The organism is Duganella sp. AC917, from assembly GCF_979258245.1.
In genome coordinates this window covers 5,543,882-5,561,505 of sequence record NZ_OZ409848.1, presented here as the reverse complement: position 1 = coordinate 5,561,505, position 17,624 = coordinate 5,543,882, and the positions used below count along the sequence as shown (strand labels likewise).

17 protein-coding genes and 1 riboswitch are annotated in these 17,624 nt (G+C 65.3%); of the genes, 4 read left to right on the top strand and 13 right to left on the bottom strand.

Going from position 1 to position 17,624, the window contains the following annotated elements:
* Nucleotides 1-4: 4 nt before the first annotated feature.
* From ACZ0BA_RS24390 to ACZ0BA_RS24355, 8 genes are all read right to left on the bottom strand, one after another.
* Entirely contained in the window at nucleotides 5-220 is a 216-nt protein-coding gene (locus ACZ0BA_RS24390; protein ID WP_090325633.1) for a DUF4266 domain-containing protein, read from the bottom strand.
* Complete coding sequence (locus tag ACZ0BA_RS24385; RefSeq protein ID WP_463453729.1) at nucleotides 217-711, bottom strand: TlpA family protein disulfide reductase; 495 nt, start codon at nucleotides 709-711, stop codon at nucleotides 217-219. Before ACZ0BA_RS24385 ends, ACZ0BA_RS24390 begins: the two co-directional genes overlap by 4 nt.
* Nucleotides 712-723: 12 nt before the next feature.
* Nucleotides 724-2,880 (bottom strand): choice-of-anchor D domain-containing protein, encoded by a 2,157-nt coding sequence (locus ACZ0BA_RS24380; protein WP_463453728.1) that lies wholly within the window; start codon nucleotides 2,878-2,880, stop codon nucleotides 724-726.
* A 43-nt stretch (nucleotides 2,881-2,923) separates the two neighbouring features.
* Nucleotides 2,924-3,268 carry a JDVT-CTERM system glutamic-type intramembrane protease MrtJ gene (gene mrtJ / locus ACZ0BA_RS24375; protein WP_463453727.1) on the bottom strand — a complete coding sequence of 115 codons (345 nt, stop codon included), beginning with the start codon at nucleotides 3,266-3,268 and terminating at the stop codon, nucleotides 2,924-2,926.
* Nucleotides 3,269-3,390: 122 nt separating this feature from the next.
* A complete protein-coding gene (locus tag ACZ0BA_RS24370) occupies nucleotides 3,391-4,068 on the bottom strand; it encodes a GNAT family N-acetyltransferase (RefSeq protein WP_463453726.1) in 678 nt (225 codons plus the stop codon).
* Between the two features lie 52 nt (nucleotides 4,069-4,120).
* Nucleotides 4,121-5,419, bottom strand: coding sequence for a multifunctional CCA addition/repair protein (locus tag ACZ0BA_RS24365; RefSeq protein ID WP_463454823.1), 1,299 nt, complete (start codon nucleotides 5,417-5,419; stop codon nucleotides 4,121-4,123).
* 5 nt (nucleotides 5,420-5,424) lie between these two features.
* A complete protein-coding gene (locus ACZ0BA_RS24360) occupies nucleotides 5,425-6,138 on the bottom strand; it encodes a glutathione S-transferase family protein (protein ID WP_463453725.1) in 714 nt (237 codons plus the stop codon).
* A gap of 24 nt (nucleotides 6,139-6,162) precedes the next feature.
* Nucleotides 6,163-8,157 carry a lytic transglycosylase domain-containing protein gene (locus ACZ0BA_RS24355; RefSeq protein ID WP_463453724.1) on the bottom strand — a complete coding sequence of 665 codons (1,995 nt, stop codon included), beginning with the start codon at nucleotides 8,155-8,157 and terminating at the stop codon, nucleotides 6,163-6,165.
* 32 nt (nucleotides 8,158-8,189) lie between these two features.
* On the opposite strand from ACZ0BA_RS24355, the gene ACZ0BA_RS24350 reads away from it, so the two are divergent.
* Nucleotides 8,190-8,789, top strand: a complete 600-nt coding sequence (locus tag ACZ0BA_RS24350) for a 5-formyltetrahydrofolate cyclo-ligase (RefSeq protein WP_463453723.1) — start codon at nucleotides 8,190-8,192, stop codon at nucleotides 8,787-8,789.
* Between the two features lie 49 nt (nucleotides 8,790-8,838).
* Here ACZ0BA_RS24350 and metF read toward each other — a convergent pair whose 3' ends face one another.
* The 4 genes from metF to metK form a co-directional block, all read right to left on the bottom strand.
* Nucleotides 8,839-9,666: a methylenetetrahydrofolate reductase [NAD(P)H] gene (metF, locus tag ACZ0BA_RS24345; protein WP_463453722.1), complete on the bottom strand. Its 828-nt coding sequence runs from the start codon at nucleotides 9,664-9,666 to the stop codon at nucleotides 8,839-8,841.
* Nucleotides 9,659-10,009 (bottom strand): phage holin family protein, encoded by a 351-nt coding sequence (locus ACZ0BA_RS24340; RefSeq protein WP_463453721.1) that lies wholly within the window; start codon nucleotides 10,007-10,009, stop codon nucleotides 9,659-9,661. Before ACZ0BA_RS24340 ends, metF begins: the two co-directional genes overlap by 8 nt.
* Nucleotides 10,010-10,087: 78 nt before the next feature.
* Nucleotides 10,088-11,515: an adenosylhomocysteinase gene (gene ahcY, locus ACZ0BA_RS24335; RefSeq protein ID WP_463453720.1), complete on the bottom strand. Its 1,428-nt coding sequence runs from the start codon at nucleotides 11,513-11,515 to the stop codon at nucleotides 10,088-10,090.
* A gap of 26 nt (nucleotides 11,516-11,541) precedes the next feature.
* Nucleotides 11,542-11,609: riboswitch (S-adenosyl-L-homocysteine riboswitch) on the bottom strand.
* A 178-nt stretch (nucleotides 11,610-11,787) separates the two neighbouring features.
* Nucleotides 11,788-12,954, bottom strand: a complete 1,167-nt coding sequence (gene metK, locus ACZ0BA_RS24330) for a methionine adenosyltransferase (protein WP_463453719.1) — start codon at nucleotides 12,952-12,954, stop codon at nucleotides 11,788-11,790.
* Nucleotides 12,955-13,153: 199 nt separating this feature from the next.
* Here metK and ACZ0BA_RS24325 point away from each other — a divergent pair, with 199 nt between their 5' ends.
* From ACZ0BA_RS24325 to dapF, 3 genes are read left to right on the top strand one after another with little or no spacing between them, the layout of a single operon-like run.
* Nucleotides 13,154-14,008 carry a lysophospholipid acyltransferase family protein gene (locus tag ACZ0BA_RS24325; RefSeq protein WP_463453718.1) on the top strand — a complete coding sequence of 285 codons (855 nt, stop codon included), beginning with the start codon at nucleotides 13,154-13,156 and terminating at the stop codon, nucleotides 14,006-14,008.
* Nucleotides 14,005-14,883 (top strand): LpxL/LpxP family acyltransferase, encoded by an 879-nt coding sequence (locus tag ACZ0BA_RS24320; RefSeq protein WP_463453717.1) that lies wholly within the window; start codon nucleotides 14,005-14,007, stop codon nucleotides 14,881-14,883. The genes ACZ0BA_RS24325 and ACZ0BA_RS24320 overlap by 4 nt, the downstream gene beginning before the upstream one ends.
* Nucleotides 14,884-14,893: 10 nt before the next feature.
* Nucleotides 14,894-15,757 (top strand): diaminopimelate epimerase, encoded by an 864-nt coding sequence (gene dapF, locus ACZ0BA_RS24315; protein ID WP_463453716.1) that lies wholly within the window; start codon nucleotides 14,894-14,896, stop codon nucleotides 15,755-15,757.
* Here dapF and ACZ0BA_RS24310 read toward each other — a convergent pair whose 3' ends face one another.
* A complete protein-coding gene (locus ACZ0BA_RS24310) occupies nucleotides 15,758-17,347 on the bottom strand; it encodes a tetratricopeptide repeat protein (protein ID WP_463453715.1) in 1,590 nt (529 codons plus the stop codon).
* Nucleotides 17,348-17,624 lie beyond the last annotated feature (277 nt).

The following is a 17,624-nucleotide window of genomic DNA, read 5'->3' as shown; positions in this document are numbered from 1 at the left end:
CATATCAGTTGCAACCGCAGCCGCCACCACCCACACCGGCGCCGCCCGACGAGGACTCGCGGCTGGTGTAGATATGGTCGTCGTAACGGCTGAACAAACCGCCGTCGTTGAAGGTCATCTCGGGTTTGGCCAGCGTGCCTTTTTCCCACGGCTGGACATTGCCGAACGAGGCGCAGCCGGACAGGCTGGCGGCCAGCGCCAGGGCGATCAGGGTTTTCATTTAACGGCTCCCAGTGCGGATTGAATTTTCGCTTCCAGTTCGGCGCGGTCGGCGTCGCGGAAGCCGGAATGCTCCAGCAGGACCTTGCCGTCAGGCCCGATCAACACGCTGCTCGGCATGCCCTTGATGCCGTACTGGCGCGGCGTGGCGCCCTTCGGATCGAAGGCGATGGTGAACTTGGCCGGTGTGGCGGCGAGGAAGGTCTTGGCATCCTCGCTCTTGGCGTCGACGTTGATGCCGACGATCTGCAGTCCGCGTGGGCCGTACTTGGCCTGCATCTCGTTCATCCACGGGAAGGATTGGCGGCACGGGCCGCACCACGAGGCCCAAAAGTCCACGTACACCACCTTGCCGGTCAGCTTCGCCAGCTGGACCGCGCCGTCCATGCCCTGCAGGTCGAACTGCGGCGCGGGGGCGCCCTTCTCCAGCGCGAACGCGGACGATGCGCTCAGCGCGGCGGCCAACAATAACGATATCGCTTTGATTTTCATAATGACTCCGGGTTAGTTTTGTTCGTCACGGCTGCTATTGCCTGCGCTGCGACGGCGCCACACGACCACGCCGAGCGACAGCATGACCAGCAACGCCAGTATTGGATCGTTGACGCTTTGCGAGGCCGAGCAACCGCCGCCACCGGCGTTTTGCGGCGTGACATTCGACGGCCCGGCGTTGGCCTGGCCGCTCAGGGCGATCGTCCAGCTGCTGCCGGCCACGCTGGACTGGATCACCACGTTGCCGCTGTTGCCGCCGGCGTTGACAGGCGTGTAGCCCACCACCAGGTCGCAGGTGGCGCCAGGCTGCAGCGTGAACGGGAAGGCGGCGCAGCCGGTGCTGTCGGCGACGGCGGCGAACGGACCGCTGAAGGCGGCGCTGGCCAGGGTCAGTGGTGCCGAGCCGCTGTTGGTCAGCGTGAAGCGGCGGGTAGGCGCTGCCGCACCGATGGTGACGGCGCCGAAGTCGAAGCTTTGCGGGTTCAGTCCCAGCGAAGGAGCGCTGACCGCGACCGCCACGCCGTTGCCGCTCAAGGGCAGCGTGAACTGGGCGCCGGCGTCGGTCACCACTTGCAGGTTGGCGCTGCGGGCGCCGGCCGCCGTCGGACGGAAGGCGGTGGTGATGGTGCAGCTGGCGCCGGCGCTGATGGCGCCATTGGCCGCGCAGGTGCCGCCGGTGACGAAGTCGCCAGCCTGGTTGCCTGCGATGGTCAGGGTCGAGATGCGCACCGCCGCGCTGCCACTGTTGCTCAGGGTCGTCGTGTGTTCGGCCGCGCTGGCGCCGACTTGCGTATCGGCGAAGGCGATCGGACCGGTCTCGGACAGCACCGGGATGCCGACCGATTGCGTGGTGCCGCTGCCGGTGATGGCCACCTGCACCGCAGCCGCATTCGATGTCACGCCCAGCGTGGAGGTCACCGCGCCGTCGGCGGTCGGCGCAAAGCGCACCGGTACCGAGCAGCTGGCGCCGACGGCCAGCGTGGCGCCGCAGTCGCTGGCGGCGATGGTGAAGGCACTCGATCCGGTCAGGGCGATGCGCGTGAAGGCGACAGCGACGTTACCGGTATTGGCCAGCACCACCGCCTGCGACGTGGCCGGGGAGCTGATCGTGCGCAGACCGAAGGCCAGCGCGGACGGCGTGGCGGTCAGCGCCGGCGCGGCGGCCGACGCGGTGCCGGACAGGCCCACGGTGGCATTGCCGTTGGTGGCGTTGGAGGCCAACGTCAGGCTGGCGGCAAAGGCGCCGGCAGCGGTTGGCGTGGCCAGAACCGTGACGTTGCAGCTGGCGCCGGCCGCCAGTGGCGTGGCCACCGCGCAGTTGCCGCCGAGCGTGAAGATATTGGCGTTGGCGCCGCCCAGGGCGATGGCGCTGAAGGTCAGCGGCGCCTGGCCGCTATTGGTGACACTGATGGTGGCGGCGGCCGACGCCGCGCCGGTCAGCTGCGCGCCAAAGTTGATGCTCGGCGCAGACAACGAGATCGTCGCCTGCGGCGTGGCGTTGCCGGTGCCGCTCAGGGCGACCGTGCTGCTGCCGCCGGTGGCGTTGTGGGTGATGGTCAGGGTGGCGGCGCGCGCGCCGGCCACGGTGGGACGGAAGCTGACCTGCACGGTGCAGTTGGCGCCCGCCGCGATGGCCGCGCCGTTGGCGCAGCTGCCGCCGGCCAGGCTGTAGTCGCCGGCAGCGGCGCCACCCAGCGAGATGTTACCGATGTTGAGCGCGGCGTTGCCGGTGCTGCTCAGGGTGGTGCTCAACGGCGCGCTGGTCTGCCCGATGCTGGTGCCGCTGAAGGCCAGGCTGGCCGGCGCCAGCGTGGCCGCCGGCGAAGCCGTGACCGAGGGATTGCCGATGTAGGCCGCCAGGTCGGCCAGTTCGGCGGCGCTGAAGCGGCCGGCGAACTGCCCCATTCCGCCACCAGCGTTGCGGGCGATAGCGGCGGCGATGACGGACGGCTGATTAGCGCCACGCTGGATGTTACTGACGTTGTTGGCCGGAGAGGCGCCATGACAGGCGACGCAGGTGCCGCCGCCGCCGACAGGGCCGTTCTGGTACAGGTTCCGGCCGTTCAATGCGTTTTGCGCGTGCGCGGACTGCGAAGCCAGTCCCAATAGCAGCGCCGCTGCCGCTGCCGCCGCGTATTGCGGCCGGAATTCCAACGTTAAACCTGTCATGCCACTCTCCTGAAGTTGATCTTGAAGTCGATCTAAAATAGATCTATGAACCGCAGACAGAGATAGCAAAAGCATTGAACGCGCTGTGCATCAACGCGCACCACCACCAGTTGCGGGTGCGCTGATAAAGTAGCGCCAGCGCCAGCCCCGGTAGCAGCACAGCGACGGCGGCCTGCCAGCCGGAGCCCAGGTGCAGCAGCCCGAAAGCGGCCGTCGACACCAGCACCGGCCAGGCCTGCGGCCACGAGCGCCGTATCAGCCACTCCTGCAGGCCGGCGCGGACCACGCACTCCTCCAGCAGCGGCGAAAGCACCAGCAGCCGCAGGCAAACACCGAGGTCGGGCGCCCGCAACTGGGCGCCGCACAGGGCGTCCGCCGCCCAGGGCATGGGCAGAAGTGATGAAATCAGCGGCACGTTAAGAAGCCTGGTTACCGGTTTGCGTATCTTGTCTGACCGTTCATTCCAGGCCAGCCGGCAAAGGTTCTAACTATAGTGAGAGAAAATGCGATTTATTTTCGACCGGTCAGGCGACCGAGCCATTTGGTGGCGAAGCGCTTGTTCGCCTTGAGGGTGTAGTCCAGCGTGGCGAATTGCTCGTCCAGCGCTTCCTGCAGCATGCTGGCCGGATTGGCCGGCGTCAGTTTCAGATAGGCGTCCGCCTCGCCGTAGTCGCGATGGATTTCCATGCCGGCTTTTTTCGCGATGTGCATCATCGTCTTGTTCGACGACAGGCAGTGCATATATAAGGTGTCGACATCGCTGTTGCGGCAGTGGATGGCGGCGCGCTCGAACAGCTTGGAGCCGACGCCCATACCGCGCGCGCTCTTGCTGACCGAGACGCCGAATTCGGCCACCCGCTCCTTCTCGGTGACGGCGCTTTTGGACTCGTCGCGCGGCGCGAACGCCAGATGACCGACCGCCACCAGCTTGAACAAACGGTTGTACACGCCGAACACCATGTCGCGCGAAAAATCGATCTTGTTGACGTACTTCTCGACCTGCTCGTCGGGCAGCCTGGTGCCGAAGCGCAGCAGCCGGTCGCTGCTCTCGAGTTCAAGGAAATGCTTGACCATGCGCCGGCGATCGCGCTCCTGCAGCTCCTTGACGAGCACCGTCGGACGGCGTTTGCCGTCTTTGTGCTTGCCCCAGCGGCGCAGCGGATTTTGGAACAGATCGATGGAGTTCATAGTGGCGGACAGAGTATGGTGCGGTGCACCATCGAGGTCATTGTACTCCTCTTTAGACAGGCCCGCCGTCCGGTGCGCCCGCCTGCAGCGGCATGCCCGCGTCATCTTCGCCGTCAACGTCGGACGCCCGCAGCGCCACTTTGACGGCCGTCACCCGCGCCCGATGCACGAATTCCGGTATCCGCTGCGGATGCTCGGCGCAGGCCTGGGCGATCTCGCCTGCATTGACGCCGCGCGCGGCCGCCATCGCCGCTTCCAGGTGCGCCAACTGCGGAAACGGCGCGTCGAGGTAGCTGGCCGACGCCCCGATACGGCCGCGCGAATCGCATTCCGTCGCCAGCAGCATCTGCGAAAACCGCGCCGGCTTGCGGAAGGCGTCGCAGCGCTCCAGCAGCTTGACGATGGTGTTGGGCCGCAGCTGCAGCGCCCGACCCACGTTGCCGTGTTCGCGCGCGGTCATCACGGCCAGGTCGCGGCAATCGGTCGGCACCTTGAGGCGCTTGCACACCTGCTCGACCAGTTTGACGCCCAGCGCCTCGTGGCCGTGGTGCGCCGGCCAGGTGGCCGACGGCGTCACGCCCTTGCCCAGGTCGTGCATCAGGCAGGCGAAGCGCGTCGGCAGTTCCAGCCCGGCGCGCGCGGCGCAGTCGATCACTTGCAGGATGTGGGTGCCGGTGTCGATCTCGGGATGCCATTTCTCCGGCTGCGGCACGCCCCACAGCACGTCAAGCTCCGGCAGGATGCGCGCCAGCGCGCCGCAATCGCGCAGCACCTCCAGCATGCGCGACGGCCTGGCTTCCATCAGCCCGCGCGACAGCTCCTGCCACACGCGTTCCGGCACCAGCGCGTCGACCTCGCCCTGCTCCGTCATCTGGCGCATCAGCACATTGGTTTCCGGCGCCACGCGGAAATCGCTGTAGCGGGCGGCGAAACGGGCCACGCGCAGGATGCGCACCGGGTCCTCGGCGAAGGCGTCGGAGACGTGGCGGAACACGCGCTGTTCGATATCGCGGCGGCCGCCGAAAGGATCGGTCAGCGTGCCGTCGTCGGCGCGCGCGATGGCGTTGATGGTCAGGTCGCGCCGGATCAAATCCTCCTCCAGCGTGACGTCGGGGGAAGTGTGGAACACGAAGCCCTTGTAGCCGGGGGCGGTCTTGCGCTCGGTGCGGGCCAGCGCGTATTCCTCCTGCGTCTTCGGATGCAGGAACACCGGGAAGTCCTTGCCGACCGGGCGGAAGCCCTGCGCCAGCATGTCGTCCGGCGTGGCGCCGACGACCACGTGGTCGTGGTCCTTGACCGGCAGTCCAAGCAGCGCGTCGCGCACGGCGCCGCCGACTACATAAATCCGCATCATGATTAATCCGGCATGGTGTCGTGCTTGGGCAGGAATTCGGTCTCGGCCAGCGCCCCGGCCACCCAGCTGGCGACCGCCGGATGCGCCAGCACGCGCTGGCAGTAGGCGTCCAGCGCCGGCGCCAGCGACACGCCGTAGGTGCGGAAACGCATCACCACCGGCGCGTAGTAGGCGTCGGCGATCGAGAAGTCGCCGAACAGGAACTGGTGGTGGCCGAAGCGCGACAGACATTCCTCCCAGATCTCGCTGATGCGGCCGATGTCGGCCTGCGAGCCGTTGGTGCGGCCCTTGCCGGGGAAGCTGGCGCGGATGTTCATCGACATCGCCTTGCGCAGGTCGGCGAACCCGGCGTGCATCTCGGCGCAGACCGAACGCGCCATCGCGCGCGCGGCCACGTCCTGCGGCCACAGATGCAGCTCCTGGAACTGTTCGGCCAGATATTCGCAGATCGCCAGGCTGTCCCAGATGGTCATCTCGCCGGCCAGCAGCACCGGCACCCGGCCGCTGGCCGAGTAGCCGCAGATGCGGTTGGCGGTATCGTCCTGGTCGAGCAGCACGCGCACCTCCTGGAACGGGATGCCGAAGGCCGTCATCGCCACCCAGGGCCGCATCGACCATGACGAATAATTCTTGTTGCCGATGATGAGCGTCAGGCCCGGCTCGCGCGCGGCGGCCAGGGTGGTCGACAGGCTGGGATCAAGTTTGGTGGTCTGCATGATGCGTCCGTGGTGATGGTGTGGTCAACGCGAGCCGTAGCTCGCTTCCTGCTCTTCTTCTGGCGTGTAGGAACGCGGCGCGACGGTGCCGATGCGCGCCTTCAGCGATTGCGGACGGCCCTGGAACAAGGCCGCGTAATAGGTCGCATTCGACATCACGTTCTTGACGTAGGTGCGGGTCTCGTAAAACGGAATGGTCTCGATGAAGATGGCGCTGTCGATCGGCTTGGTCAACGTGGCGCGCCAGCGGCGCGAGCGTCCCGGCCCGGCGTTGTAGGCGGCCGTGGCCAGCACCTCGGAGCCGTCCATGTTCCCGAGCACCATGTTCAGGTAATTCGTACCCAACATGATGTTGGTGCGCACATCGGTCAGCATGTCCTGCGCGAAGTCGGTCAGGCCCAGTTTCTTGGCCACCCAGCGCGCGGTCGAAGGCATCACCTGCATCAGGCCCGAGGCGCCCACGTTCGACTGCGCGCCCAGGATGAAGCGCGACTCCTGCCGCATCAAGCCATACACCCAGGCCTTGTCGAGGCCCAGCGTCTGCGTGGCCGGATGCATCACGTCGTGGTGCGGCGACGGGAAGCGCTGCGTGTAGTCGACCTGGATGCGGGTGCGGTCGGAGGTGCTGACCATGCGGTCGAGGATCTCGTTCTGGCGCGCGAATTCGGCGGCGGCCAGGTATTGGCGTTCGTCCAGGCCGCGCAGGCCCCAGTTCCATTCGCGCGTGCCCTCGAAGCGCAGGCGCATGCCGAAGAACTTGAGGGAGCGCTGGAAGTTGGGATTGGCGGCGATGGCCGCGATCTCCGCCGGCGTGATCGGTAAGCCTGGCAGCGGAATCGTGATCAGGTTACCGGTTTCCTCCAGCGCCAGCTGGCCATAGAAATTCGGCTGGTCCGAGATGCTGCGGAACAGCCGCTCGGCCTCCCCGGTCGGATGGTTGCTCACGCCCGCTTCGGCCATCAGCGCACGGCCCATCCAGTAGATCCAGGCGGGATCGTCGCGCAGCGACGCCGGCATCGCCTGTATGCTGGCCTTGACCTGGCGCCAGTCGCCGGCGCGCAGCGCGATCCGGGTTTTCCACTGGATCTGGTCGATGGACAGCTTGGCGCCGTTCGAACGGCGCCAGTAATCGGCGGTGTCGTCGGACAGCGAGTACGACGATTGCAGCGCGATCGCCGCCCAGCCTTCCTGCCGCTCCTGCGGTGACAGTTGCGACGAGGCCTTCTCCAGCGCCAGCGCCGCCAGCTTGACGCTGGTCTTGGCCATGCGGCCTACCGCCACCACGTAGATCTCATGTTCGGTGCGGCCGCCGCCCGGTCCCTTGGCCAGCGCCAGCGCCGGCGTGTCGACCGCCTGCACCGCTTTTTTCTCCGGACCGCCCAGCAGCGCGACGATGCGGCGCGCCTGCCCGGTGGCGTTGAATTCGCCGGCCAGGCGCAGTTGTTCATACAGGTCGTTGGCGTCGAACTGGCCGGTCTGGAACAGCGTCGCGATCAGGCCCGCGCATGGCTCGCCGTAGACGGCCGGGGATGTCAGCAGCGCGCGCGCCTCGTCGGCCACTTTCTGGCCCTTGAGCGCGCGCGATTGCAGCGCGTAGCATTTGACCTGGGTGTCGTCATTGAGCACAAACAGCGGCAGCTGTTCGTCGAAGGTGACCCAGTCGCGCTTGCGGCCCAGGTCCAGCAGCCAATCGTTGCGCAGGCGGTCGACGATGGCCTGGCCTTCGTAGCGCTTCATGAAATCGCGGATTTCCGCGTAGGGGACGTCCTTCAGCCGCGATTTGAGCCGATAATAATCGACATACGAAGGAATGGAATAATTGGCAAGGCGGGCCGCGTAGAAATCCACCTTGGCCGCGTCGTCCTGGCGCACCGCGTCGCGCATCAGCAGGAACGCGTCGTCCTGCCGCTTGGTCTCGGCGCCGATATCCTCCGCGTGGGCCAACGACATATACGACGGATTGAACGCAACCCAGGCCACGACGACAACGCCGGCAATCCATTTCGAAACGGAAATCAATGTGCAACTCTCTTTAAGCGGTAAATGTATCCATGACCAGCGACCCTAGAATACCACGTGCCGAGATCGAACGAATAGCCCCGACCGCTCTGCAAAAGGCCGATTTGCGCAAGCGGTTGCTGACCGCGCGGCGCGCGCTCGATCCGGCCGCGCGGGCCGCGTGGGACCATGCGATCGGCGCGCGCGTGATCGCGTGGTGGCGCGCGGCGCGGCCGGCCGCGCTGGGGGTGTACTGGCCGCTGCGCGACGAGCCGGATCTGCAGGCGGCCTACGTGGAACTGGAGCGCCTGGGCGCGCGGCTGCTGCTGCCGGTGGTGGTGGAAAAACACGCGGCGCTGGCGTTCGCGGACTGGCGCATCGGCGAGGCGATGGTCAAGGATGCGATGGGGGTGGCGGTGCCGGCGGATTTGCGGCTCGAAGCGGCACCTCCGCCTGCGCTGCTGGTGCCTTGTCTGGGATACAACCCGCAAGGTTATCGATTGGGCTACGGCGGGGGATTTTACGACCGCACGCTGGCGCGGGCGCCAAGGCCGGAGACGGTAGGCATCGCGTACAGCTGTCTGGAAGTGAAGTTCGACAGCGACGCGCACGATGTGGCGCTGGACCGCATCGTCACCGAAATCGGCGGATGATGTGGCCATGCAGGCCACATCATCGTCTCACCATCGTCTCACCATCGTCTCACACCAGCCGTTGCCACAGCGCGGTGGTCGCCGCGGCCTGGTTCATGCTGTAGAAGTGCAGCCCCGGCGCGCCGCCGGCCAGCAGGCGTTCGCCCAGCTGTGAGACGACATCGAGGCCGAACGCCTTGATCGACGCGGTGTCGTCGCCGTAGCTGGCCAGCTTCAGTCGCACCCAGCGCGGTATCTCGGCGCCGCACATGTCGGAAAAGCGCATCAGCTGCGTGTAGTTCGTGATCGGCATGATGCCGGCCACGATGGGGATATCGATGCCCATCTTGCTGGTCTGGTCGACGAACTGGAAGTAGGCGTCGGCGTTGTAGAAATACTGCGTGATGGCGGCGTTGGCGCCGGCCTTCACTTTGCGCTCGAACGCCAGCAGGTCGTCCTGCGGCGACTTGGCCTGCGGGTGCACCTCGGGGTAGGCCGCCACTTCGATGTGGAACCACTCGCCGGTCTCCTGGCGGATGAACTCCACCAGCTCGTTGGCGTAACGGAATTCGCCGGACGCGCCGTAGCCGCTCGGCAGGTCGCCGCGCAGCGCGACGATGCGCTTGATGTTGTGCGACTTGAATTCGGCCAGGATGGCGCGGATCGACTCGCGCGTGCCGCCCACGCACGACAGGTGCGGCGCGGCGTCCTCGCCGGCAGCCAGGATCTCGACCACCGTGTCCAGGGTGCCGCGTTGCGTGCTGCCGCCGGCGCCGAAGGTCACGGAAAAATATTTGGGTTTCAGTTCGGACAGCTTGGCGCGCGTGACGCGCAGCTTTTCCGCGCCTTCCGCCGTCTTCGGCGGAAAGAATTCGATACTGAAATTATGACTAGTCATCTGAGTTCTTCAAAAGTAAGGTAGACAGAGCCCAGGAAATTACGCTGTACAACAGTGCGCCGCCGATCGCCGACAGGAAGCTATCGACGTGGAAGCCGTCGACGAATTGCGCCACCAGCCAGAACATGAAGCCGTTGATGACAAAGATGAACAGTCCCAGCGACAGCATGGTCACGGGCAAGGTCAACAGCAGCAGCACGGGGCGGATCAGCGTGTTTACAAGGGCCAGTACGAAAGCCGCGACGAGGGCTGCGCCTATGCTTGTGACATCGACAGAATGCATCAGGTAAGGAATTGCCAGCAGGGCAACCGCATTGATTAACCAGGTAAGGACCAAACGCATAACTAAGTCTCGCTGCAAAAAATAAGGTAGATACAAACAGGGCCGGCAACAGACGCCGGCCCCGCTCACACCGTTACATTAATAACGGTAGTGGTCCGGTTTGTACGGACCTTCCTGCGTCACGCCGATGTAGGCCGCTTGCTCTTCGGTCAGCACGGTCAGCTGGGCGTTCAGTTTTTTCAACTGCAGGCGCGCCACTTTCTCGTCCAGGTGCTTCGGCAGCACGTACACGCCGACCGGATACTTGTCGGTGTTGGCGAACAGCTCGATCTGGGCGATGGTCTGGTTGGCGAACGACGAGCTCATCACGTACGACGGATGGCCGGTGCCGCAACCCAGGTTCACCAGGCGGCCTTCGGCCAGCAGGATGATTCGCTTGCCCGACGGGAAGATCACGTGGTCGACTTGCGGCTTGATATTTTCCCAGGTGTACTTCTTGAGCGCGGCGACGTCGATCTCGTTGTCGAAGTGGCCGATGTTGCAGACGATGGCCTGGTCCTTCATGGCCAGCATGTGCTTCTCGGTCAGGATGTGATAGTTGCCGGTGCAGGTGACGAAGATGTCGCCGTGTTCGGCGGCGTAGTCCATGGTCACGACGCGGTAGCCTTCCATCGCCGCCTGCAGCGCGCAGATCGGATCGATTTCGGTGACCCACACCTGCGCCGACAGCGCGCGCATGGCCTGGGCCGAGCCCTTGCCGACGTCACCGTAACCGGCGATGACGGCGACCTTGCCTGCGATCATGACGTCGGTGGCGCGCTTGATACCGTCGACCAGCGACTCGCGGCAGCCGTACAGGTTGTCGAACTTCGACTTCGTGACGGAGTCGTTGACGTTGATCGCCGGGAAGGCCAGCTTGCCTTCTTTATGCATCTGGTACAGGCGGTGCACGCCGGTGGTGGTTTCCTCGGTCACGCCCATGATTTGCGGCAGACGCTTGGAGTACCAGCTCGGGTCGATCGCCAGGTGCGCCTTGATGGCGTTGAACAGGCAGATCTCTTCTTCCGAGCCTGGCGCGGCCAGCACCGAGATGTCTTTTTCGGCGCGCGCGCCCAGGTGCAGCAGCAACGTGGCGTCGCCGCCGTCGTCGAGGATCATGTTCGAATAGACCGCGTTGCCGGCGGCGTCAGCCGGCCACTCGAAGATGCGGTGGGTGTAGTCCCAGTATTCGTCCAGCGTTTCGCCCTTGATGGCGAACACAGGCGTGCCGGCGGCGGCGATGGCGGCGGCGGCGTGGTCCTGGGTCGAGTAGATGTTGCACGAAGCCCAACGGACCTGGGCGCCCAGCGCTTCAAGCGTCTGGATCAGCACGGCGGTCTGGATGGTCATGTGCAGCGAACCGGTGATGCGTGCGCCCTTGAGCGGCTGGGCGGCGGCGAATTCCTCGCGGATCGCCATCAGGCCAGGCATTTCGGTTTCAGCGATGCGGATTTCTTTGTCACCCCAGGAAGCCAGGGAAATATCGGCGACCAGGTAGTCTTGTGCGGATTTGAGTACGGCGTTCATCACGCCCTCCTTTCAGTTAGAAAAAAGTAACGTGAGCGCGGTTGCAGATTCCGAGCCTGGCAAAAATGAATTCGTCGCAGCGCTCCTCGGAAGGTGCATTTTAGCACCAGCTTGGCGCGCAGCACAGCGGCCTTGCCAAAATAAGCTGGGTCAAGCGAGGTTCAAGCAACACTCTTCGGGGTCAAGTCTGTCATTCGGACACGGCCTCTAGCGTAGAAAACCTTCCACGGTAGAGCTTGTGTCCGAATGACAGACTTGACCCCGGCGTTGTTTTAGTTCAGGCCGGCGGCGGCGCGCAGGATCGCGGCCTTGTCGGTGCGCTCCCACGTGAATTCCGGCTCTTCGCGGCCGAAGTGGCCGTAGGCGGCGGTCTTGGCGTAGATCGGACGCAGCAGGTCGAGCATCTGCACGATGCCTTTCGGACGCAGGTCGAAGTGCTCCATCACCAGCGCGGCGATCTTGTCGTCGGGGATGACGCCGGTGCCTTCGGTGTAGACCGTGATGTTGATCGGACGGGCCACGCCGATGGCGTAGCTGACCTGCACCTGGCATTGGCGCGCCAGGCCGGCGGCGACCACGTTTTTGGCGACGTAACGGGCGGCGTAGGCGGCCGAACGGTCCACTTTCGTCGGATCTTTACCGGAGAACGCGCCGCCGCCGTGCGGGCTGGCGCCGCCGTAGGTGTCGACGATGATCTTGCGGCCGGTCAGGCCGCAGTCGCCCTGCGGGCCGCCGATGACGAAGCGGCCGGTCGGGTTGACCAGGTACTTGGTGTCGACCAGCCATTCGCGCGGCAGCACCTGCTTGATGATCTCTTCGATCACCGCCTCTTCGATCTGCTTGTGCTGCATTTCCGGCGCGTGCTGGGTCGACAGCACGACGGTGTCGACCGCGACCGGACGGCCGTTGACGTAGCGCAGCGTGACTTGCGATTTGGCATCCGGACGCAGCCAAGGCAGGCGGCCGTCCTTGCGCAGCTGCGACTGGCGCTCGACCAGGCGGTGCGCGTAGTGGATGGCGGCCGGCATCAGCTCGGCCGTTTCGTCGCAGGCGTAGCCGAACATCAGGCCCTGGTCGCCGGCGCCCTGGTCGAGGTCGATACCGGCGCCTTCGTCGACGCCCTGGGCGATGTCCGGCGACTGCTTGTCGTAGGCCACCAGCACCGCGCAACCGCGGTAGTCGATGCCGTAGTCGGTGTTGTCGTAGCCGATGCGCTTGATGGTTTCGCGCGCGACTTGAATATAATCAACGTTGGCGTGCGTGGTGATCTCGCCGGCCAGCACGACCAGGCCGGTGTTGCACAGCGTTTCGGCGGCAACGCGGGCCTTCGGGTCCTGCTCGAGGATGGCGTCCAGAATGGCGTCCGAGATTTGGTCGGCGACCTTGTCGGGATGGCCTTCCGAGACGGATTCGGAAGTGAAAAGATAATCGTTTGACATCGCAAGCTCCTGATACTGGTTGAGAATGGTTGTCGCTCACCCAATACGGCTTGCGACGCTTTAGCGATATTTATATTCCGCTTCGCAAGTTGTCTGTTAACTCAGCGGTTACTGCATACGTGGTATTTTACGCTTCTTAAAAAAATTTTGGCTAGGGCAATAGCAGCCGGACGCTCCTTGATAGTGACGATTTAACTTCATGCTTGTTTATCTTTTCAGATTTTTATCGATTTTCCCGCTGCCGCTGCTGCATGCGGTCGGCGCCGCTTTGGGCTGGCTGGTTTATCTGTGTTCTCCCTCGCATCGTCGGCGTATGCGCGAGAACATGGCCCTTGCCGGCTATTCCGGGCATCTGTCGGCGGCCATTGCCGAGGCCGGAAAAAGTATCGTCGAGCTACCGTTTGTGTGGTGCGCGTCGCCGCAACGGGTGTCGCGCCTTGCCACCGCCGAAAACTGGCAATTGGTGCAGACAGAGCTCGACGCCGGACGTGGAATCGTGTTCCTGACGCCACACTTGGGCTGTTTTGAGATCGTCGCGCAGGAAATCGCGCTGCGCACCGAGCTGATGGTGATGTACCGCCCGCCCAAGCAGGCCGCGCTCAAGCCGCTGGTCGAGGGCGCGCGGGCGCGCAAGAATCTGCTGTTGGCGCCGGCCAATATGTCCGGCGTGCGGATGCTGGCGAAGTTCCTGAAGAAAGGCAAGCCGATCGGCGTGCTGCCCGACCAGGTGCCGCAGGAGGGCGAAGGCGTGTGGGCAGATTTCTTCGGCCGCAGCGCCTATACGATGACCTTGCCGGCCAAGCTGGCGCAGATGGGCGACGCCACCATCATCGTTACCTACGCCGAGCGCCTGCCCGGCGGCAAGGGCTTCGTGGTGCGCTTCGTGCCATTCGACGGCACGCTCGACGGCGACACGGCGGCGCAGGCGCGCGCCATCAACGCCGCCATGGAGCGTCTGATCGCCCGCAATCCCGAACAATATTATTGGAGCTACAACCGCTACAAGGTGCCCGCCGGCATCGCCGCGCCGGTCGCGGCGGGAGGCCGGGCATGAAGCTGTTATTAGGATTGATGTGGCTGCTGCACTGGCTGCCGCTGCCGCTGCTTGGTCGGGTCGGCAAACTGACCGGCAGCCTGTTGTTCATGACCCTGCGCTCGCGGCGCCACATCGCGCTGACAAATCTGCGCCTGTGCCTGCCGGAGCTGAGCGAGAAGCAACGGGTCGACATCGCGCGCGGCCATTTCCAGGCGTACTCGCGCAGCGTGTGGGAGCGCGGCATCCTGTGGTGGGCCTCGGAGGCGCGCCTGCGGCGGCTGATCCAGGTCGAGCCCGGCCCGGTGCCGGTGGCGGAGATGACCGCCAAGCCGACTATCCTGCTGTGTCCGCACTTTGTCTGCCTGGACGTGGCCGGCGCCTCGATCGCGATGGTGGCCAGCGCGTCGTCGATGTATGTACAACAAAAGAACCTGGTGTTCGACAAGGTGCTGCGCGCCGGCCGCGCCCGCTTCAAACCGGTCAAGCTGTTCACGCGCCAGGACGGCATCAAGCCGATCCTGCGGGCGTTGCGCGACAAGCTGCCCTACTTCATGCTGCCGGACATGGACTTCGGTGAAAAGGATGCCGAGTTCGTACCGTTCTTCGGCATCGAAGCGGCCACGCTGACGGCCACGGCCCGCATCGCCGCCACCACCGGCGCCCAGGTGATGCCGGTGATCGCCACCTTCCTGCCAAACTATCAAGGTTATCGTGTGAAGTTCTATCCGGTGTGGGACAATTATCCCGGCCCAGACATGGTCGCCGCCACCCGCCGCATGAACGAGTTCATCGAGGAAAGGGTGCGTGAAGCGCCGTCGGAGTATTTCTGGACCCATAAACGCTTCAAGACGCGGCCCAACGGCGAGCCCTCACTGTACCAACGTTCGAAGTAGAAGACAGACGATGAAACTCAAATTCACCAAGATGCACGGCGCCGGCAATGACTTCGTGGTCATCGACGGCATCAACCAGCAGATCGACCTGACCGCGTCGCAATGGAAGCTGCTGGGCGACCGCCGTTTCGGTGTCGGCGCCGACCAGATCCTGCTGGTGGAAAAACCGACCCAGCCCGGCTGCGATTTCCGCTATCGCATCTTCAATGCCGACGGTGGGGAAGTGGAACAGTGCGGCAACGGTTCGCGCGCCTTCGTCAAGTTCGTCTCGGAAAAAGGCTTGACCGACCAGCGCAGCATCACCGTCGAAACCAAGGCCGGCGTCATCGCGCCGCGTCTGGAAGCCGACGGCAGCATCACGGTGGACATGGGGCCGCCGATACTGGACGCGCCGCGCGTGCCGTTCGACGCCGAAGGCTTGCAAGGTGAACGTCAGGGCGCCGCCACCGTGTGGCCGCTGGTGCTGGAACTGGCCGGCGCCAAGGAAAGCGTGCTGATCTCGGCGGTGTCGATGGGCAATCCGCACGCGGTGCAAGTGGTCGACGACGTCGACGCGGCGCCGGTGGAACTGACCGGCCCGCTGATCGAGCACCACCCGCGCTTTCCGAACCGGGTCAACGCCGGCTTCATGCAGATTGTCGATCGCGGCCACATCAAGCTGCGCGTGTTCGAACGCGGCGTCGGCGAGACCTTGGCCTGCGGCACCGGCGCCTGCGCGGCGGCGGTGGCCGGCATTGCGCGCGGCCTGCTCGACAGCCCGGTGCGGGTCGATGCGCGCGGCGGCCAGTTGTCGATCAGCTGGGCGGGCGAAGGCCAGCCGGTGCTGCTGACCGGCCCGGCCGTGACCGTGTTCGAAGGCGAGATGGAAATTTAATCAGGCGGCCAGCAAGTCATCGCCCCCGGCCGCCGGCAACCAGGTCTTGAGCCGGTACAGACGCTGGCGGTAATTGCCTTCCGGGCCGTCCGGTCCGCCGTCGGTGGCGTCGAATAGCCTGCTGATGCGGTCCAGCGCCTGGCGCTCGCGGGCGGTGCGCAGCAAAATCAAACGCCGCTTGCTGCGCCCGTAACTGGCGCGGATATCGACCACCAGGCAATGCCCCTGGTCGGCCGCCTTGACATCGAGCAGCAGCGCCTCGGCGCGGCTCAAGCCAAACAACTCCGCCAGTTCCAGCCGCGCCGCCAGCAAGGGCTGGCTCACCGTCAACTCGCGCGTGACGCAGCCGGCGATGCTTTCGGTCCAGCCCGACTCCTTGGGCGCCTGCGCGATGCGCTCCAATGCCGCGTTCGCCTCGTCGCAGCCTTGCGCCGCCGCCTTCTGCAACCAGTACACCGCGCGCACGTCGCTGTTCTCGTCGTTGCGGCGGTTGCGCCAGGCGTACATGCCGCATTCGAGCTGGGCGCCGCAGTGGCCCATTTCCGCCGCCCGCTCCAGGTACGATTGCGCTTCGGCCACGCAGCGCTGCGAGAACTCCGGCTTCAGATAAATACGCGACAGCGCGAACCAGGCGTCCGCCAGCCCCTGCTCGCCCGCCAAGGTCAGCCAGCGTATCGCCCGCTTGAAATTAACGGCGGCGATGCCCTTGGTCTGCCGCTTGCCCTCGCTGTCCATGCGCGCGAACCACAGGCCCAGCGCCAGTTGCGCGTTGCGCTCGCCACCGTGCGCGGCCAGCTCGCGGCATTGCCGCAGCTCGGCTTCGTATCCTGGCGCGCTGTCGAGGAGGCTGGCGCAGCGTGCAAGCAACGTCAGCTGTTGCGGGCCGAGCGGCCAGTCCGCCGCCCGCGCGGCCTCGGCGTCGCAGGGCGCGTCGGCCAGCAGCTTGCGCAGCGGCGGCATCGCGCGTTGTAAAAACACGTCGCGGTCGGTATGCCAGGCCTCGTCGAGCATCGCATAGTGGGACGACGCCATGCCGTAATCGGCCATGTGCGCGGCCCATTGCTGGCGCCCGCCGGAGCGGTGCGCCGACGGGCGCGGACCGCGTCCGGAGCGCGCCGACACCGGCGCCGACAGCGGCGCGTTGACCGCCGGCGCGCCGCCCTGCTGGGCCAGCAGCCACTGCGCTTCCACCGAGCCGGAGCGGGCGGCCGTGTCGAGCGCCTGCAAGGCCTTGTCGCGCAACTGGGCGTGTGGGACTTCGGCGGCGTCGTGCTGCGGCGGCTGGTTCAACACCAGTTGCGCCAGTACCACACCGGCTTGCTGGACACCGGCGTCATAGGCGCGGTCGTACCAGGACAGCACGGCCGGAAGGCAATGTTGGGCGTGTTCGAAAGGGACGTGACTACCGATCAGCATCCAGGCTTCGTCCTGGTCCTGCAGCGCGGCGCGGTTGAGCCAGTGCAGTGCCGTTGGCAAGCTCAACGGAAGGCTGGCGCCGCCGAACAGATACAGCTTCCCCAACGCTAACTGGCAGACCGCGTCTCCGGCGCGGGCGCCCCGTATGATCCCTAACTCTTCTCGATTTGCCATCGTCTCACTATGAATGTGATTTATCGAAGCGGGCGGTGCGTCGTCGCCGTTGCCAGCGGACCGGCTCACCATGAGACTCCAAGTGTAGCGTGCCATCGACGCCACACCCTAGACATAATGCGCGGGCGCTTGATCTGCCACAAGCTCAAACCCCCTGCCGCCCCTGTACGCTGGAGCTGTTTTGATGCTTTCATGAAAAGAAATAATGCGGCAATAGCAGGTTAGACGCTGTAACAGGCAAGGCCAGGCGAGCGGCCGGGGGACCGCCGATCGAGCG

Excerpts from the sequence above, each read along its gene's own strand:
- ACZ0BA_RS24390 (WP_090325633.1), bottom strand. The coding sequence starts at position 220 with ATGAAAACCCTGATCGCCCTGGCGCTGGCCGCCAGCCTGTCCGGCTGC.
- ACZ0BA_RS24385 (WP_463453729.1), bottom strand. The coding sequence starts at position 711 with ATGAAAATCAAAGCGATATCGTTATTGTTGGCCGCCGCGCTGAGCGCA.
- ACZ0BA_RS24380 (WP_463453728.1), bottom strand. The coding sequence starts at position 2,880 with ATGACAGGTTTAACGTTGGAATTCCGGCCGCAATACGCGGCGGCAGCG.
- mrtJ (WP_463453727.1), bottom strand. The coding sequence starts at position 3,268 with ATGCCCTGGGCGGCGGACGCCCTGTGCGGCGCCCAGTTGCGGGCGCCC.
- ACZ0BA_RS24370 (WP_463453726.1), bottom strand. The coding sequence starts at position 4,068 with ATGAACTCCATCGATCTGTTCCAAAATCCGCTGCGCCGCTGGGGCAAG.
- ACZ0BA_RS24365 (WP_463454823.1), bottom strand. The coding sequence starts at position 5,419 with ATGCGGATTTATGTAGTCGGCGGCGCCGTGCGCGACGCGCTGCTTGGA.
- ACZ0BA_RS24360 (WP_463453725.1), bottom strand. The coding sequence starts at position 6,138 with ATGCAGACCACCAAACTTGATCCCAGCCTGTCGACCACCCTGGCCGCC.
- ACZ0BA_RS24350 (WP_463453723.1), top strand. The coding sequence starts at position 8,190 with ATGACCAGCGACCCTAGAATACCACGTGCCGAGATCGAACGAATAGCC.
- metF (WP_463453722.1), bottom strand. The coding sequence starts at position 9,666 with ATGACTAGTCATAATTTCAGTATCGAATTCTTTCCGCCGAAGACGGCG.
- ACZ0BA_RS24340 (WP_463453721.1), bottom strand. The coding sequence starts at position 10,009 with ATGCGTTTGGTCCTTACCTGGTTAATCAATGCGGTTGCCCTGCTGGCA.
- ahcY (WP_463453720.1), bottom strand. The coding sequence starts at position 11,515 with ATGAACGCCGTACTCAAATCCGCACAAGACTACCTGGTCGCCGATATT.
- metK (WP_463453719.1), bottom strand. The coding sequence starts at position 12,954 with ATGTCAAACGATTATCTTTTCACTTCCGAATCCGTCTCGGAAGGCCAT.
- ACZ0BA_RS24325 (WP_463453718.1), top strand. The coding sequence starts at position 13,154 with ATGCTTGTTTATCTTTTCAGATTTTTATCGATTTTCCCGCTGCCGCTG.
- ACZ0BA_RS24320 (WP_463453717.1), top strand. The coding sequence starts at position 14,005 with ATGAAGCTGTTATTAGGATTGATGTGGCTGCTGCACTGGCTGCCGCTG.
- dapF (WP_463453716.1), top strand. The coding sequence starts at position 14,894 with ATGAAACTCAAATTCACCAAGATGCACGGCGCCGGCAATGACTTCGTG.
- ACZ0BA_RS24310 (WP_463453715.1), bottom strand. The coding sequence starts at position 17,347 with ATGGCAAATCGAGAAGAGTTAGGGATCATACGGGGCGCCCGCGCCGGA.